The 16,372-nt window shown below is 36.1% G+C and carries 10 protein-coding genes and 1 tRNA gene; 7 read left to right on the forward strand and 4 right to left on the reverse strand.

Features of this window, described 5'->3' with window-relative positions; genetic code table 11:
- The first annotated feature begins 14 nt into the window (after positions 1-14).
- The 3 genes from ACWG42_RS01420 (at position 15) to ACWG42_RS01430 (ending at position 8,214) form a co-directional block, all read left to right on the forward strand.
- On the forward strand, positions 15-3,533 hold the full coding sequence (locus ACWG42_RS01420; RefSeq protein ID WP_455789711.1) for a DUF7507 domain-containing protein: 3,519 nt from the start codon (positions 15-17) through the stop codon (positions 3,531-3,533).
- 98 nt (positions 3,534-3,631) lie between these two features.
- Entirely contained in the window at positions 3,632-7,162 is a 3,531-nt protein-coding gene (locus tag ACWG42_RS01425) for a hypothetical protein (protein ID WP_455789712.1), read from the forward strand.
- A gap of 80 nt (positions 7,163-7,242) precedes the next feature.
- Positions 7,243-8,214 (forward strand): hypothetical protein, encoded by a 972-nt coding sequence (locus ACWG42_RS01430; RefSeq protein WP_455789713.1) that lies wholly within the window; start codon positions 7,243-7,245, stop codon positions 8,212-8,214.
- Positions 8,215-8,456: 242 nt separating this feature from the next.
- Here ACWG42_RS01430 and ACWG42_RS01435 read toward each other — a convergent pair whose 3' ends face one another.
- A complete protein-coding gene (locus tag ACWG42_RS01435; RefSeq protein ID WP_455789714.1) occupies positions 8,457-9,725 on the reverse strand; it encodes a collagen-like protein in 1,269 nt (422 codons plus the stop codon).
- Positions 9,726-10,089: 364 nt separating this feature from the next.
- On the opposite strand from ACWG42_RS01435, the gene ACWG42_RS01440 reads away from it, so the two are divergent.
- On the forward strand, positions 10,090-10,632 hold the full coding sequence (locus tag ACWG42_RS01440; RefSeq protein WP_455789715.1) for a putative ABC transporter permease: 543 nt from the start codon (positions 10,090-10,092) through the stop codon (positions 10,630-10,632).
- Between the two features lie 79 nt (positions 10,633-10,711).
- Here ACWG42_RS01440 and ACWG42_RS01445 read toward each other — a convergent pair.
- A tRNA-Trp gene (locus ACWG42_RS01445) sits at positions 10,712-10,785 on the reverse strand.
- 79 nt (positions 10,786-10,864) lie between these two features.
- On the reverse strand, positions 10,865-11,233 hold the full coding sequence (gene crcB / locus ACWG42_RS01450) for a fluoride efflux transporter CrcB (protein ID WP_455789716.1): 369 nt from the start codon (positions 11,231-11,233) through the stop codon (positions 10,865-10,867).
- Between the two features lie 83 nt (positions 11,234-11,316).
- Here crcB and ACWG42_RS01455 point away from each other — a divergent pair, with 83 nt between their 5' ends.
- The 3 genes from ACWG42_RS01455 to ACWG42_RS01465 all read left to right on the forward strand — a co-directional run bounded on the left by ACWG42_RS01455 (position 11,317) and on the right by ACWG42_RS01465 (position 15,655).
- Positions 11,317-12,009, forward strand: a complete 693-nt coding sequence (locus ACWG42_RS01455) for a YjjG family noncanonical pyrimidine nucleotidase (RefSeq protein ID WP_455789717.1) — start codon at positions 11,317-11,319, stop codon at positions 12,007-12,009.
- A gap of 5 nt (positions 12,010-12,014) precedes the next feature.
- The gene (locus ACWG42_RS01460) at positions 12,015-12,161 is read left to right on the forward strand and encodes a hypothetical protein (RefSeq protein WP_455789718.1); all 147 of its coding nucleotides are present in this window, start codon (positions 12,015-12,017) and stop codon (positions 12,159-12,161) included.
- Between the two features lie 419 nt (positions 12,162-12,580).
- The gene (locus tag ACWG42_RS01465) at positions 12,581-15,655 is read left to right on the forward strand and encodes an ABC transporter ATP-binding protein/permease (RefSeq protein ID WP_455789763.1); all 3,075 of its coding nucleotides are present in this window, start codon (positions 12,581-12,583) and stop codon (positions 15,653-15,655) included.
- A gap of 113 nt (positions 15,656-15,768) precedes the next feature.
- Here ACWG42_RS01465 and ACWG42_RS01470 read toward each other — a convergent pair whose 3' ends face one another.
- Entirely contained in the window at positions 15,769-15,984 is a 216-nt protein-coding gene (locus ACWG42_RS01470) for a hypothetical protein (RefSeq protein WP_455789719.1), read from the reverse strand.
- Between the last annotated feature and the right edge of the window lie 388 nt (positions 15,985-16,372).

The following is a 16,372-nucleotide window of genomic DNA, read 5'->3' on the forward strand; positions in this document are numbered from 1 at the left end:
AGGAGTGATAACTTATGCCTTTTTCTTATGCAAACCCAACCTCAGGACCAAGTGCTGGTGCTATTGGTTGGTATGACTTTGGAAATTTAACATTAAATCCAAACACAACAGTAACAGGTCTTGGTGGTACTTTAGTCGATGGAACTACCATCTCATTTGATTTAACACTAACGGCAATTTCAGGACAATCAAGAGCCTTTGTCGCAACACCTGTTCCTACATTTCCAGGAGCAGAATTTGGTGTTGCAGGATATACAGGAATTGCGGGTAATGCAACATTTGACAGTGTGTTACAAGCATTGCCTGGTGTTTCAACGCTTACTGTTTCAAACATTGTTGTCAAGGACTCTTTAGGTAATCCAATTCCACAATATACATTAATTCTAGCGGATGCAGAACGGACCAATACGAATGAACAATGGCAGTGGAATACCAATGGTGGTACATGGAAACAGTTAGCACAGTTAGGAGGGAATCCTCCAGCATTAACAGGACTAAATACTCAAACAGCAGTTATAACAGGGACTAGCTTTTTAGCATCCGCTGCCTATGTACTCTATACGCAAACACCTACACAGGTAGTGATGACATTGACTAGTCCTGTCGATAGCCGTCAAGCAATTGCATTGGGATTTGCAGTTACACGTGTACGTATACAAAAAGATGTTGGTGAAAGAATTGACCCAAGTGATCAATTTGTACTTGATATTGGGGGAACGCCATTTAATCAGGTGACAACTACAGGAGCAAATGATGGTATTCAAAATGAAGTAGCAAACGTATATGCCATCCCTTTAAACACGTATACCATTAATGAAAGTATGGCTCCAGGTAGTGCAAGCGTATTAAGTGATTATCGTCAATTTGTTACAGCAGCAAATGCAACACCTGCAGGCTCAGTACCTCCTACTGGAACTTTACCAGTTTCTTTTACTCCTGCATTGGGTGATGATGTAACGTATACAATATTGAATGCAGCACCAGAGAAATTTACAAAATCGGTAGATAAAGAATTTGCGAATATTGGAGATATTTTAACGTATACCATCGTTGTTGAAAATCCAAACAACTTTGCGGTGAACAATGTGGTTGTTAGTGATATAACACCTACTGGAACAACCTATATCGGCAATCTTACAGTAAGTAGTGCCTATACAGGTGTTGATTTACCAACAGGTATCACAATTACTACGATTCCAGCAAATGGGTCGGTAACGATTACTTGGCAAGTACAAGTAAATACGACAACTCCAATTACAAATCCAATTCCTAACTATGGAAGTGTAGTTGTTCCAAATGGTACTAGTGGTATTACGAATGTAGTTATGACACAAGTAAATACAGCATTTGTAACAATGAATAAAATGGTAGATAAACAATTTGCTAAAACTGGGGATATCATTACGTATTCCATTGCTTTAAATAATGCAGGGAATGTACCAGCAAATAATGTAGTGATTACAGATATCATTCCCACTGGAACAACATTTGTACCAGGTTCATTAGTTGGTGCCACTGGAACTCCTCCAACCTTAACACTAATTGGACCGATTGCTGCTGGTGGAAATGTAATGGTGAGCTTCCAGGTATTGGTAGGTAATACTATTCCGACGCCTAATCCAATTCCTAATAATGCAAGTACTAACTATACTTTTACAGTCGATCCAGCACAGCCTAATGGAGTTAGTGGTAGTGCATCTAGTAATACAGTGAATACACAAATCAATGAAGCTATTTTATCAATGGAAAAGACATCTGATAAGAGCTTTGTAGATACTGGAGATGTCATTACGTATTCCATTCTCTTAACAAATACGGGGAATGCGGATGCATCGAACGTTGTAGTCAATGATGCTGTGCCAAGTGGAACAACATTTGTACCAGGTTCTCTTGTTGGTGCTACAGGAACTCCTCCAACACTAACATTAATAAATCCAATTGCTGCAGGAGGTAGTGCAACAATAAGTTTCCAAGTAAAAGTTGGCACAACTATTCCTACACCAAATCCAGTACTAAACTCAGCAACTTCTACCTTTACATTTACCACAGATCCAGAAAATCCAAATGGACAAACAGGTACAAGTGCAAGCAATGTCGTTGAAATACAAGTGAATCATGCTAGTATTACGACATTGAAATTAGTAGATAAGAGTTTTGCGGATACAGGAGATGTTATCACGTATACGCTACAACTTCAAAATACAGGAAACGTTGCAGCAAATAATGTAATCATCAACGATGCTTTACCAGCAGGTACAACGTTTGTTCCAGGTTCTTTGATAGGTGCTACAGGAACTCCACCTACTCTTGCATTATCTGCACCACTTGCTGCAGGTGGTAGTACAACGATAAGCTTCCAAGCAAAGGTGGATGCTACTATTCCTCAACCTAATCCGCTTGTAAATACAGCTACTACTTCTTTTACGTATACCGTAAATCCAGCACAACCTGATGGTGCGAGCGGAAGTGAAGCTAGTAATTCAGTTACAACACAAATCAATCATGCAGAAGTAATCGCTACAAAAACGGTTGATAAAGCGTATGCAGATGTAAATGATATTTTGTTGTATACGATTACTTTACAGAATATAGGAAATGTTGCTGCAAGTAGCGTAACATTAAAAGATGTTATACCAACAGGCACAACATATGTAGCTGGTTCCCTCACAGGAGCAACTGGAACGCTTCCTAATCTTACACTCAATGCACCAATTGGGGCAGGTGAAAGTGCTGTGGTTAGCTTCCAAGTAAAAGTTACAAGTGTTCCACAAACAAATCCTATTCAAAATGTGGCGGATGTACAATACAAATATACGGTAGATCCATCACAACCAAATGGTGCAAGTGCAACTACGACAAGTAGTGTTGCTAGTACACAAATCAATCATGCTAATCTTGAAATCGAGAAAAGTGCAAATAAATTTATATCCTTCTTAGGTGATACGATTACGTATCAGATTTCAGTTAAAAATACTGGAAATGTTCCTGCAAACAATGTGGTAATTAAAGATGTTGTTGTGCCAGGTACAAACTATGTAAATGGAACACTTAGTGTAAATGTACCATTTAGTGGTACACCAACAACCGGTATTGCATTAACCAATCCAATTGCTCCAGGCGGCGTTGTTGCCATTAGCTTTAAAGCAGTTGTAAATACAATGCCATTACCAAATCCAATTGTCAATGTTGCTAGCGTTGACTACACCTATACTGTAGACCCTGCAAATATCAACGGTGTAAGTGCAAGCAAAACAAGTAACACATTTGATACTTTGATTTTACGTTTTGATTATCAACAACAAATCAATGATTTAATTGAATCTGTTGCTTTACAACAAGCAGCACTTGCTGCCATTGCGAATGCAGAAGGCGCTAAAATACAAAAAGCTGCAGCAATGGGAGAAATAAGTGCACAAGAATTATTATGTATTAATAAGAGTGTTGCAGATATGTTAGCATCTATTTCTTTACTAGAAGCAGTTTTAAAACAAAAATTAAGCGTTGTTGATTGCCAAATAGAGGGGACTTGTTAAGGTAATCATCATACAGTCATTGTATGAAAGCAGAGTGTTCCTTAAATAATAGGAATACTCTGCTTTATCATTTAAAAATGAAAAGGAGGAAAAATTGAATGTCATTTTCATATGCAAATCCAACTTCAGGGCCTAGTGCTGGTGGAATTGGGTGGATGAATTTTGGAAACATAACATTAAATCCAGGAGATAGTGCTAGTTTTAGTGGCGTTTTGAACAATGGGGTACAGGTGTCTTTTGATCTATCCTTAAGCTTGGTATCAGGAACACCACGTTCATTCTCTGGAACACCAGTACCAACATACCCACTTGCTCAATTTGGTACAGCAGGATATACCGGACTCGTTGGTAATGTAGCAATGTATTCACAAAATATTTCTCTAGTTTCAAGTGTTTCAACTTTTCTGATTTCTAATGTGGTGGTAAAAGATATCAACAATATAGCCGTTCCCAATTATACAATATTGATTGGAGATGCAGAAGATACCAACTTATTTGAATCAATAAAAGGACAAACCAATGGTGATGTATGGAATTTATTTACAACCGTTGGAACTGGTGGTACTCCTACCTTAACAGGAGTTGGTACTTCCACTTTTGATATTGTAGGGAATCAACAATTTGGAGCAATGAAAGCATATATTTTAAGCAGTCAAAATGCAACTAATGTAACACTAACGATTAGCAATCAAGATCCGACTATTTCACGTCAAGGTTTTGTGATTGGTTTTGCTACAACACAAGTAACATTACAAAAAAATATTGGGAATAGAATCGATGCAAGTGATCAATTTATATTAGATATCAACGGCAATCCTGGTAGTACTGTTACAACGAGTGGCAATGCCAATGGCATTCAATCACAACGTGCATCTATATTTGCAACAGCAGGGAATACGTATATAATAAATGAAAGTATGGCACTAGGTAGTGCAAGTGCATTAAGTGATTATACACAAATTATATCTGCTTCTAATGCAACACCAAGTGGTTCTATCCCTCCTGTTAGTACGTTACCTATCAATGTAACACCAATCCTAGGAGATAATATCACGTATACCATTGTAAATGCTGCACCAGAAATTTTTACAAAGAAGGTAGATAAAGCATTTGCGGATATTGGAGATATCATCACCTATGAAGTTACAATTGAAAATCCAAATAATTTTGAAATAACAAATGTACAATTCAACGATGCAACTCCATCAGGAACTGTATATATTGGAAATCTTACAGTGAGTGTTCCTTATACTGGAATTGATCCCGCAACAGGACTTGTAATTACAAGCATAGCAGCAAACTCAAGTGTCGTGATAACTTGGCAAGTACAAGTAAATACGTTCCCACCAATTCCAAATCCAGTCGCTAATTATGCAAATATTATTGTTCCTCAAGGAACATCAGGTATGAGCAACGTAGTAACTACACAAGTCAATACAGCCTTCGTATCCATTATAAAGATGGTAGATAAAGCATATGCTACTGTAGATGATGTGTTGACGTATTCATTTTTACTTCATAATTCAGGAAATGTACCTGCTAATAATGTCATCATTACGGATATCCTACCATTGGGTACTTCCTTTATTCCAGGGACACTTGTCGGAGCATCAGGCACCTTACCAACCTTAACACTTCTTGGAAGTATTCCATCCATGAAAGATGCAATGGTACAATTTCAAGTGAAGGTAGATGGAAGCATTCCATCACCTAACCCAATTCTTAATGAAGCAAGCATTCAGTATTCTTATACAGTGGATCCACAAAATCCTAACGGTTCAACAAAAACAAATAATAGCAATCAAGTCTCAACATTAGTGAATGAAGCAAACGTTCAAATCGATAAACAAGTAGATAAGACTTATGCGGGAGTGAATGATGTATTAACGTATACATTCTTACTAAAAAATACGGGAAATGTCGCAGCAAATAATGTGGTGATTAATGATGTATTGGTAAATGGCATTACCTTTGTACCAGGATCACTTATAGGAGCTATTGGTACACCAAATGCTATGACATTAAATAGTCCACTAGCAGCTGGAGATAGTACAACAGTAAGTTTCCAAGTACAAGTGAATGGAAGCATTCCTTCGCCAAATCCAATCTTAGATAAGGCAACTGTGAACTATACCTTTACAGTTGATCCAAACAATCCAAATGCAGTTACGAAAAGCCAAGAGAGCAATGAAGTACAAACACTTATACAAGAAGCAAAATTAAATATTCAAAAAGCAGTAGATAAGGCATTTGCAGATGTCAGTGATGTTATCACATATACTTTAACACTTCAAAATATAGGAAATGCTGCAGCTAATAATATCGTTATTCAAGATGTTTTACCTGCAGGAACAACATTTATAAATGGAACATTGATAGGCGCTATTGGAACACCACCAACGTTATCCCTACCAACTAGTATTGCACCAAACACGACGCATACAATTTCTTTTCAAGTATTGACGAGTACCACATTACCGAATCCAAATCCTTTGGTAAACGATGCGACAGCAACTTACACGTACACAATCAATCCAAACAATCCAGATGGAGCAAATGGAAACGATATGAGTAATATCGTTACAACACAAATCAATACTGCACATGTGACTACATTAAAAACAGTTGATAAGGAATATGCAAATGTAGGCGATATTATTACGTACACCTTGGCACTATATAATTCTGGAAATACCCTTGCTAACAACGTTGTAATTCATGATGTTCTACCCCATGGAGTAAGCTTTGTTGAAGGAAGTTTATCTGGCGCAACTGGAACTCCACCAAATTTCAAGTTAAGTAGTTCAATAGGGGCGCAAAGTTTCGCTTATGTATCTTTCTCTGTACGAATTGATGAACTCCCATCAACAGATAAAATTACAAACCAAGTAGATGTGTCCTACACGTATACAGTGAATCCATTGTATCCAAATGATCATCAAAGTAATATTCCTAGTAATACGGTTACAACGCAAGTTCGTCAAGCAATTGTATCAATTGAGAAATCTGTTAATAAAACAATTTCTTATATTGGCGATATTATAACGTATAAAATCGCAGTAAAAAATAGTGGAAATGTTAGTGCCAATAATATAGTTATCCAAGATGTACTAGCGAATGGTATTCAATATGTAAACAATTCCGTACAATCAAATGTAACGATTATATTTAACTTGCCTACCATCACGCTTACACAACCACTCCTTCCAGGACAAATCGCAGTCATAGAGTTTCAAGCACGTGTCATTTCTATGCCAAATCCAAATCCAATAGCAAACTATGCTATCTTGAACTATACGTATGTACTAGATCCTAATGAACCACCAGTGTCTATACAACGTACAAGCAACACTGTATTTACAGAGGTATTTAGAAATGCATATCCACAACAAATCATAGACATTATAGAAAGTGTTGCTTTAGAACAAGCCGCATTAGCCCAACTTATGCAGGCAGAAGGAGCTAAAATTCAAACAGCTGTATCTCAAGGTTCTATCACACAAGAAGAATTATTATGCATAAACAAAAGTGTTGCGGATGTAATATCTTCCATCCAACTATTAGAAATAATTCTAAAACAAAAAATGAGTGTTCTAGATTGTCAAATCTTAGGTAGCTGTGCAAATTAAAATGAATGTATGTTTTATGCACCATTTTAGATAAATGTCATAAAATAGGATATGAATATAATGAAGATGGGGGTATTTTTTTGATAACGATAAAACCAGGTTGTTATAAAACAATGTCTTGTTCAATAGATGATATAAAAAGCGTTGCCTATGATGGATGCGATTTTGCACTTTTAAGCTGTGCTTATGATGGAATCATAAGATTAGATGAGAACCTATGCGCACAAGGAAGATATGATTGTGCACATCATTATGATGGCATCTGTTTCGATAGAACAGAGTGTTATTACTATGCATATTCTAATGAACATCCTTCTATGTTGTTTTGCTTAGATCTAAACTTTCGCAAACTAAAAACATGGGAAATAGAAGAAGGAATATGTGCAATAAGTGTGCATCCTACATGTTCTATAATTTTGATACTATATGCAAATAAAATTGTTCTTTGGGATCGTAACTCTCAAACAATTATAAAAACAAAATGTATCGAAGAAGGTATGCAGGTGATAGATATCGTCGCAATTCAAGATGGTTATTGCCTAGCTTATCAAATGGAAGGTAACACGTATATTGAAGTCTTTTCTCCATCTTATGAATGTCCTAAAGCATACTGCTTATCTTGTTCATATCATCTTGAGGCAATGGTATTAAAAGAGGATTGTGTAAGAGAAGATGGGGAATGTTATGAAATTTTAGTATTTTTAAAGGATTGTTCTACTAATGAGAATATTATCCTTAGTTTAGAAGTTATCATATCTTGTGAAGACTCCTCTCATGAACCTTGTCCAGGACCAACAAATATCACTTGTGAGAAGGGCGTGAGCGAAGTTATTCATTCCATCGCTTTAGAAGAAGCGGGGATTGCGCACATCTTAAATGCAGAAGGAGAAAAACTGCAAAAAGCCGTTGCTAGTGATCTTTCGATTGAAGAACTCTTGATGGTGAATGAATCTGTTCGTAAAACAATCACACAGATTACTTTATTGGAAGGTCAATTATATTCCAAACTTGAAAGCTTACATTGTCTTTGTGAAAACGATGATGAAAGATAATTATCTAAAAGTAATATAACCAGACGAAAGTTATGTATGCTTAATTTATGAAATTCTACCCTATAAGAGAGTCGCAGAAAGTGGGCACTTCTTATAGGGTTTTCTACTATAAATAGTAAGACATGAAAATAAAGATTAAACAAATGTAATCAATAAAAAAGCCAAGCATTTAATATGTACTTGGCTTTTCCTTTTTTTTGTTAATTTTTAAGCATTTGTTCTTGTAGACAGGTTAAATACTTCTATAATAACTTCATAATCATGATAAAGGCATTGGTTACATTTTGCGTTCCTGCAACGCCACTTAGTACGTTCGCTCCATTTCCAATATTACGTAGTGATACTACTTGTCCCGCTGAAATCGTAGCTATTGTTTCACCAGTAAATAAAATAGAGGAAGAAGCAGTTGTTGTAGTTAGATATTCTCCAAATGCAGAATTTGGAAAGATATTTTGATCTAAATAAAAGCTATAAGCAATTGGTAATGCACTTGTAGGCGATTCTAATAAAATGTTTAATCCAAAACTTATGCGATAAGTTCCATTTACAAGGATGTTGATATCACCCGTACTTGTAACAAAACTATAATAATTAGGTTGGTAGAATCCTTGTGCAAGTATTACTTTTCCTCCAGGTTCTACACTTTGTGAACCACCAAAAGAAAAACCGTTAAAGAATTCGATTCCCGCAGGGCCAGTAGGTCCTGTTGGTCCAGGCTCACCATCAGCTCCAGTATTTCCAGTTGCCCCTGTTGGACCAGTTGCGCCATCAGCACCTGTATTTCCTGTAGCGCCTGTAGGACCAGTCGCACCAGTAATACCTGTAATTCCAGTGTTTCCAGTAGACCCTGTCGGTCCAGGTTCACCATCAGCACCAGTGTTTCCAGTGGCACCAGTTGGACCAGTTGCGCCATCAGCACCAGTATTTCCGGTTGCACCTGTTGGTCCAGTTACTCCCGTGATACCTGTAATTCCAGTGTTTCCAGTAGACCCTGTCGGTCCAGGTTCACCATCGGCACCAGTGTTTCCAGTGGCACCAGTTGGACCAGTTGCGCCATCAGCACCAGTGTTTCCAGTAGCGCCTGTTGGACCAGTTACTCCCGTATTACCTGTAATTCCAGTATTTCCAGTAGCACCCGTTGGACCAGTAGCCCCATCAGCACCAGTGTTTCCAGTAGCGCCTGTTGGACCAGTTGCGCCATTTGCTCCCGTATTGCCTGTGGCTCCTGTTGTTCCAGGGATTCCTGTTGCACCCGTTGCTCCTTTTACACCCGTAGCCCCTGTAGGACCAGCAGGTCCAGTATTTCCGGTAGGACCACTCGCTCCATTGGCACCTGCGGCACCCGTATTTCCAGTAGCTCCAGTTACACCTGTGGCACCTTTTGTGCCAGTCGCCCCTGTTGCACCCGTAGCTCCACGAAATCCTCTAGGTCCTCTTGGACCTTCACAACAGCAGATTGGTTCATCAATACATGGATCACAAGATGCAAAGAAAACATCATCTTCTATCATTTCATCACCTCATCATAGGATGTAAATACATTCCTTCCATAGGATATGCATTACAAAAAAGTAGAGATGGGCAATTGTCACGATAATAAGACAGCCAAAACAAAATTCGTGTTTGGCTGTCTTGAGATTAATACGTTTTAACGTTATGTTTACGTGAATGCATTGCAACAAACATACTCATGCCTAATGACATCAATACCCAAAATAACATGAAGGCATCTTTCCATGCAAAGGGTTGGCCAAACATTGTAAAATAGGGTAAAATTTTTTAAATAACACATCATGATAAATTATACAGATTTTACAAATGTAAAAATAAAACTGTTATAATGTAACACAAATAATGCTTAAGGGAGGAACAAAAATGATTGAACATTTTATAGGGAAATCCAAAGAATTCATCCACGCACGTTTAATTATTCTGATTTTCATTTTCTTTATAGGATGTGTTAGTGGTTGGATTTATGAAGAAATATTTTATTATGTTAGCGAGAATTGGATAGGGAATCGAGGTTTTATGTACGGCCCATATTTACCTGTTTATGGTGTCGGGGCTGTACTTATGGCTTTATTATTACATAAATATAAAAAATATCCTTGGATCGTATTTATTATGGGAATGTTGATAACAGGAATCGTAGAATATATTACAGGATGGGGTATGTGGCAAATATGGAAACATCGTTGGTGGGATTATACTGGACTATTTATGAACATTGATGGTTTTGTTTGTTTGCGCTCAGTATTCACATTTGCGCTTGGTGGGTTGGCTCTAATTTATGTTGTGGAACCTCTGGAAGAATATATTGTCTCTTGTATGAAACAGAAGACTGCATGGTTTATTTGCATAATAGGAATTTCTATTATGTTAATAGATTTTATAATCACAATATTTACTCGATATTGATGGTTCCGGTATAGTATCCTTCTACATTTGTAGCATAAGAAAACGTTGTCAATTTTTTGACAACGTTTTATGTGTTTCATGGCAGGGGTAGAGAGGATCGAACTCCCATCAGCGGTTTTGGAGACCGTTATATTACCATTATACTATACCCCTAGTTTTTACTGCCTTATTATAGTACCATAGAAAAAAAAGATTGGCAATAAAAAATCACGAAAATAAACGATTTCTAGCACTATGCAAATAAGACTTTTGAAATGCTCTTTCCAAGTAGTACACCTATGATACAAAAGACAACACTAACAACTGCATAACTGCCACCAGCAAAATAGCGATGTTTTTCAAAAAGCTGTACAGCTTCTAAAGAAAAGGTAGAAAAAGTAGTAAAGCCACCACAGACTCCAGTCTTTAAAAACAATAAGAGATTTTCATTGCTCGTATGTTCTTCACTAAATCCAACAATGCATCCAATCATAATAGCACCTAAGATATTGATGAACAATGTAAGGAATGGGAATTCGCTTTTTAGTGGTAACATGCTAATGCTATAACGCATCATAGCACCAATTGCTCCACCTAATCCAACAAATAACAAGCCTTTCATTTGCATCACCTCGTTTATAATATTACCATAGTTTCTTTACGTTTTATAAGAAAACCGTTATAATACAAAAGAAAGAGGTAATTATGAAACAATATACAACAATATTATTCGATGCAGATGGCACATTATTAGATTTTGATGCGGCAGAATTTCATGCATTGATACATACATTTGAAGCATATGGATATCCTTATAATGAGAGTATTCGTAATCACTATTTGCAAATTAATAAAGAACTATGGAACGCTTATGAAGAGGGGGAAATAAGTCGAGAAGAAGTGATTTATTCAAGATTTGGAAAACTCTTTCAAGAACTTGGAATACAGGATGATGGCATCCAATTTGAAGATGATTACCAAGATCGTTTAGCGCATGGCCATGAAATGATGGAATATGCTATGGAAGTGGTACAAGCACTATATCAAGATGTTAACTTGTATATCGCTAGCAATGGAGTAAGTGCTACACAGTATCAAAGATTGGATGAAAGTGGGTTACGACCTTATTTCAAAGATGTCTTTGTATCAGAAGAAATAGGATATCAAAAACCAGATGTAGCATATTTTGATTCGTGCTTTAGGCGTATTGGTGAAGTTGATAAACACAATGTGTTAATTATTGGTGATTCCTTATCAAGTGATATCCAAGGAGGTATCAACGCTGGTATTGATACGTGCTGGTATCATCCAAGGCAAGATGTAAAAGAAGCAACACTAAAAAGTACTTATGAGATTACCGATTTAAGGGAACTCTATAAAATATTAGGAAAGGAATGATGGATATGAGTGAACAAAAGAAAGTAGATACAAAAGCATTATTGGAAAGAAGTCGTCAAGCAAAAAGCAAACCACAATCGAAAATGTTAGAGAAGAAATTAGGTAGAAAGAAGAATATGGATAAATTTGGGAAAGTTAACTTCAGTGGGTAAATAAAAGGAAAAGAAAATTTAAAATGTACCCTGTAAAATGGACAGTATGAAAAAAAGCATACTTACTCTGTTTTCAGGGTACATTTTATTTAGGGATTTCCATTTCCATTGTTTTTCTCTTATATCCCTAGAGGAAAATAACAATCCACTAGTTTCATTTCACAACCACAACTACATACTAGAGGGGCAATGCCAGCATAGTTTTTTCATAAAAGAAATCAGAAGAGGATATATAAGTTCAGGAAAAGATGAAAGTGATAAGTTAGATTATGTAGGTTTACAAAAAAGATATGAGCAATGGAAATAAGGCTCTTACCAGGTTTATAAGAATTACATAAGGTGTAAAATTGGAAAATATTTGATATAATAAAAGAATAAATTCTGCGCAAATACCTAAGTGGATGAAGGGAATGAACACAATGCTACAGATCAAAGAAATTAAAAAAGAATATACAACTGGAAGTCTTGTGCAAACAGCACTTGCTGGGGTTAGTTTAAATTTAAGAGATAATGAGTTTGTTGCAATTTTGGGTCCTAGTGGATCTGGAAAAACAACACTTTTGAATATCATTGGTGGACTTGATCGTTATGATGAAGGAGATTTAATTATCAATGGAATAAGTACTAAAAAATATAAAGACCATGATTGGGATTCTTATCGTAATCATACAATAGGTTTTGTGTTTCAAAGCTATAATTTGATTCCGCATCAAAGTGTATTAGCAAATGTGGAACTTGCATTGACTATCTCTGGTATTTCAAAAAGCGAACGTAGAAAGCGTGCTAAGGAAGCTCTTGATCAAGTAGGGTTAGGAGAACAAGGACATAAAAAGCCAAACCAAATGTCAGGTGGACAAATGCAACGTGTTGCGATTGCGCGCGCATTGGTCAATGATCCTGATATTGTACTTGCGGATGAACCCACAGGGGCTTTGGACAGTGATACCAGTATACAAGTTATGAAGTTGTTGGAAGAAGTTGCGAAAGATCGCCTTGTAGTTATGGTCACGCATAATCCAGATTTAGCTGAAGAATATGCAACCCGAATCGTAAAGTTAAAGGATGGAACTATTCGTAGTGATACGAATCCTTATCAACTTAGCGAAGATGATGTAGACCAACCAAGACATGAAAATATGGGGAAATCCTCTATGTCTTTTCTTACGTCGCTTGTTTTAAGTTTTAATAATCTTCGTACAAAAAAAGCACGTACGATATTAACATCATTTGCTGGATCGATTGGAATCATTGGAATTGCATTGATTTTATCTCTTTCCAATGGAGTGAGCCAATATATTAAAACAATCGAAGAAGATACGCTATCACAATATCCACTACAAATACAAAGTACGGGATTTGACATTACTTCAATGATGAGCGATACTTTACCAAAATCGAATACTACTTCAAAAGATGGAGAGGTACATGTTTCGCAGATGATTACAAACATGTTTTCTAAAATAGGTTCTAATGATTTGGTTTCTTTAAAGGAATATTTGGATCAAAATAAAACAGACATGAAGCAAAATATAAATTCAATTGAATACTCCTATGCAATAGCTCCGCAAATTTATCAAAACAATACAAAAGATATTCGACAAGTGCATCCAGATAAATCTTTTTCTAGTCTTGGTTTTGGATCCTCCTCAGAATCCAATAGTATGATGTCTATGATGATGAGTACGGACGTGTTTTATCAAATGCCTAGTAATCCAGGTTTATATGAGAGTCAATACGATATAAAAGCAGGGGAGTGGCCAAAGAACTACAACGAATGTGTGCTTGTGCTTACAAAAAATGGGAATATGAATGATTTGATGTTGTACACATTAGGTTTGCGTAGTTATTCAGAATTGGATCAGATGATACAGCAGTTCTCAAAAGAAGAAGCGGTTAAGCTACCTAAAATGAACCAATCATATAGTTACAAAGACATAGTAGGCACTACATTTAAGCTAGTCAATGCGACAGAGTATTACCAATACGATGAAAGCTATCAAGTGTATATAGATAAGACGAATGATAAAAATCATATGAGTACATTGATACAAAATGGAGAGGAAATAAAAATTGTTGGAATTGTACAGCCAAGTGGTGAAGCAAGTGCAACGATGTTGAAGGCTGGGATTGCTTATCCTGCCGATTTAACTACACATGTTATGAAGCAATCACAAGATAGTACAATCGTAGCAAAGCAATTGGAGCAGCCATCAATAGATGTCTTTACGGGGAAAGAGTTTAATACGTCAGATGACCGTTCTATGGATATGACCTCCTTATTTAGTGTTGATGAAACGATGTTAAAAAGCGCTTTTTCATTTGACCAAAGCAAAATCAAATTGGATGTGAATAGTTTTGATTTTGCAGATTTAAGCATTGATTTTGATAAACTTCCTGCAATTGATGTAAATGCAATTTTTGAGGATCTCAATCTTACGATGTCACAGGAACAAATTGAAAAGATGGTTCGATTGATACAAGCCGATTTTCAAAGATATCTGACAGAGAATGATTTACAGGATCCCACAAAATTAACCGAGTATTTTGCTTTGTATTTTCAAAGCGAAGAAGCACAAACGTTAATCCAAACAGAGATGATAGCATTTCTAAAGGAAAGCGGTTTAAGCGAACAATTCCAAGTAAATCTTGAAAAGCAAATGCAATCGCTGGTCAATGAATTCTCTACTACAATTGCAACAACCTTAAAAATGCAACTCGCAAGCCAAATGGAGAAGCAGATGGGGGTAATGTTAACGCAGATACAGGATGCAATCAGAGTGGATGGAACGATGTTTTCCAAAGCGATTAAAATGAATATGAACGAAAAAGAGTTATCCGAATTGATGATGTCTTTGATGATGAAGGAAACATCTACCTTTGATGGAAACTTAAAAAAATTAGGATATTCAAATATTAATAAACCAAATGGAATTAGCATTTATCCAAAGGATTTTGTTAGTAAACAAAAGGTTCTTGATGTGTTGGATAAATACAATGAAGACATGAAAAAAGTGGATGAAGATAAGGTGATTTCATATACAGACTATGTAGGAACATTGATGTCATCTGTTACAGATATTATCGATGTTATAAGTTATGTACTTATTGCATTTGTGGCAATTTCATTAGTTGTTTCTTCCATCATGATTGGTGTCATCACATATATTAGTGTCTTGGAACGTAAAAAGGAAATTGGAATTTTACGAGCAATGGGTGCTAGTAAAAAGAATATATCTCAGGTATTTAATGCAGAAACTTTTATCATTGGTTTGCTGGCAGGTATCCTAGGAATTGTAGTAACACTACTCTTGTTGATACCTGGAAATATGGTGATACATGAAATTGCAGGGAATACCTTAGTGAATGCATCGTTACCTATTGTAGGGGCAATCGTTTTGATTTTATTGAGTGTTGTTTTGACTCTGCTTGGAGGGTTGATACCTTCAAAGAAAGCGTCTCATGAAGATCCAGTAACTGCTTTGCGAACGGAATAAAAGGTGAATAATATTCGTCTTCTATAGTAGTACTTACTCTTTTAACGAAATTCGTTAAGACGTTTACCACTTCATTTTATGATGGAAAGCATTCCAATATAGAATGTGAGAGATTACCATTCCTTACATGGAGGTACGTAATACATTATCCTATTGATTAGGTGTTCAACTAATCCTTCAAAAGTTTCTCTTTTTATTCCTAATATTAAAAAGTAAAGCTTCTTTTGTAGTAGTGCTTCTTCTTGTGCTTCTGTAAATTCTTTCATGGTTTTATCAAGAATACCGACATAGGCACTAGAACCAAGTGCAACGTCATCATAAGATGACAAGTCAATACCTTTATTGGAAAGAAATCATCAAACAAAACCAAACTACAATCTAAAATGATAGAGAAGAAACTAGCAAAAGAGAAGAATACAGATAAATTTGGGGAAGTATACATTAACGGTTAGAACTTATTTTAAATCAAAAAGAATGAAATAAATCGTAAGAAAGGTATCTATATCTTGCGATTTTTTTACGTTTTATGTAGAAAGTGCCAAAATATCACATGTTCATGTGAAGCGTAACTTGTAACGTATGTGAGATAATTACCGTGAATAAGTGTTTCTTTTTAATATTACCATTACTAACTGGGAGATTGTAGTATTGGGAAAGGAACATGAGAACATTTTGTACACAGGAATGTGTCAGATATAGTTTATGGAGGAATTCACG

Source organism: Amedibacillus sp. YH-ame10 (assembly GCF_053848885.1).

Bases quoted from the DNA above. Each gene is read 5' to 3' on its own strand.
- ACWG42_RS01420 (WP_455789711.1), top strand. From the start codon at position 15: ATGCCTTTTTCTTATGCAAACCCAACCTCAGGACCAAGTGCTGGTGCT.
- ACWG42_RS01425 (WP_455789712.1), top strand. From the start codon at position 3,632: ATGTCATTTTCATATGCAAATCCAACTTCAGGGCCTAGTGCTGGTGGA.
- ACWG42_RS01435 (WP_455789714.1), bottom strand. From the start codon at position 9,725: ATGATAGAAGATGATGTTTTCTTTGCATCTTGTGATCCATGTATTGAT.
- ACWG42_RS01440 (WP_455789715.1), top strand. From the start codon at position 10,090: ATGATTGAACATTTTATAGGGAAATCCAAAGAATTCATCCACGCACGT.
- crcB (WP_455789716.1), bottom strand. From the start codon at position 11,233: ATGAAAGGCTTGTTATTTGTTGGATTAGGTGGAGCAATTGGTGCTATG.
- ACWG42_RS01455 (WP_455789717.1), top strand. From the start codon at position 11,317: ATGAAACAATATACAACAATATTATTCGATGCAGATGGCACATTATTA.
- ACWG42_RS01460 (WP_455789718.1), top strand. From the start codon at position 12,015: ATGAGTGAACAAAAGAAAGTAGATACAAAAGCATTATTGGAAAGAAGT.
- ACWG42_RS01465 (WP_455789763.1), top strand. From the start codon at position 12,581: ATGCTACAGATCAAAGAAATTAAAAAAGAATATACAACTGGAAGTCTT.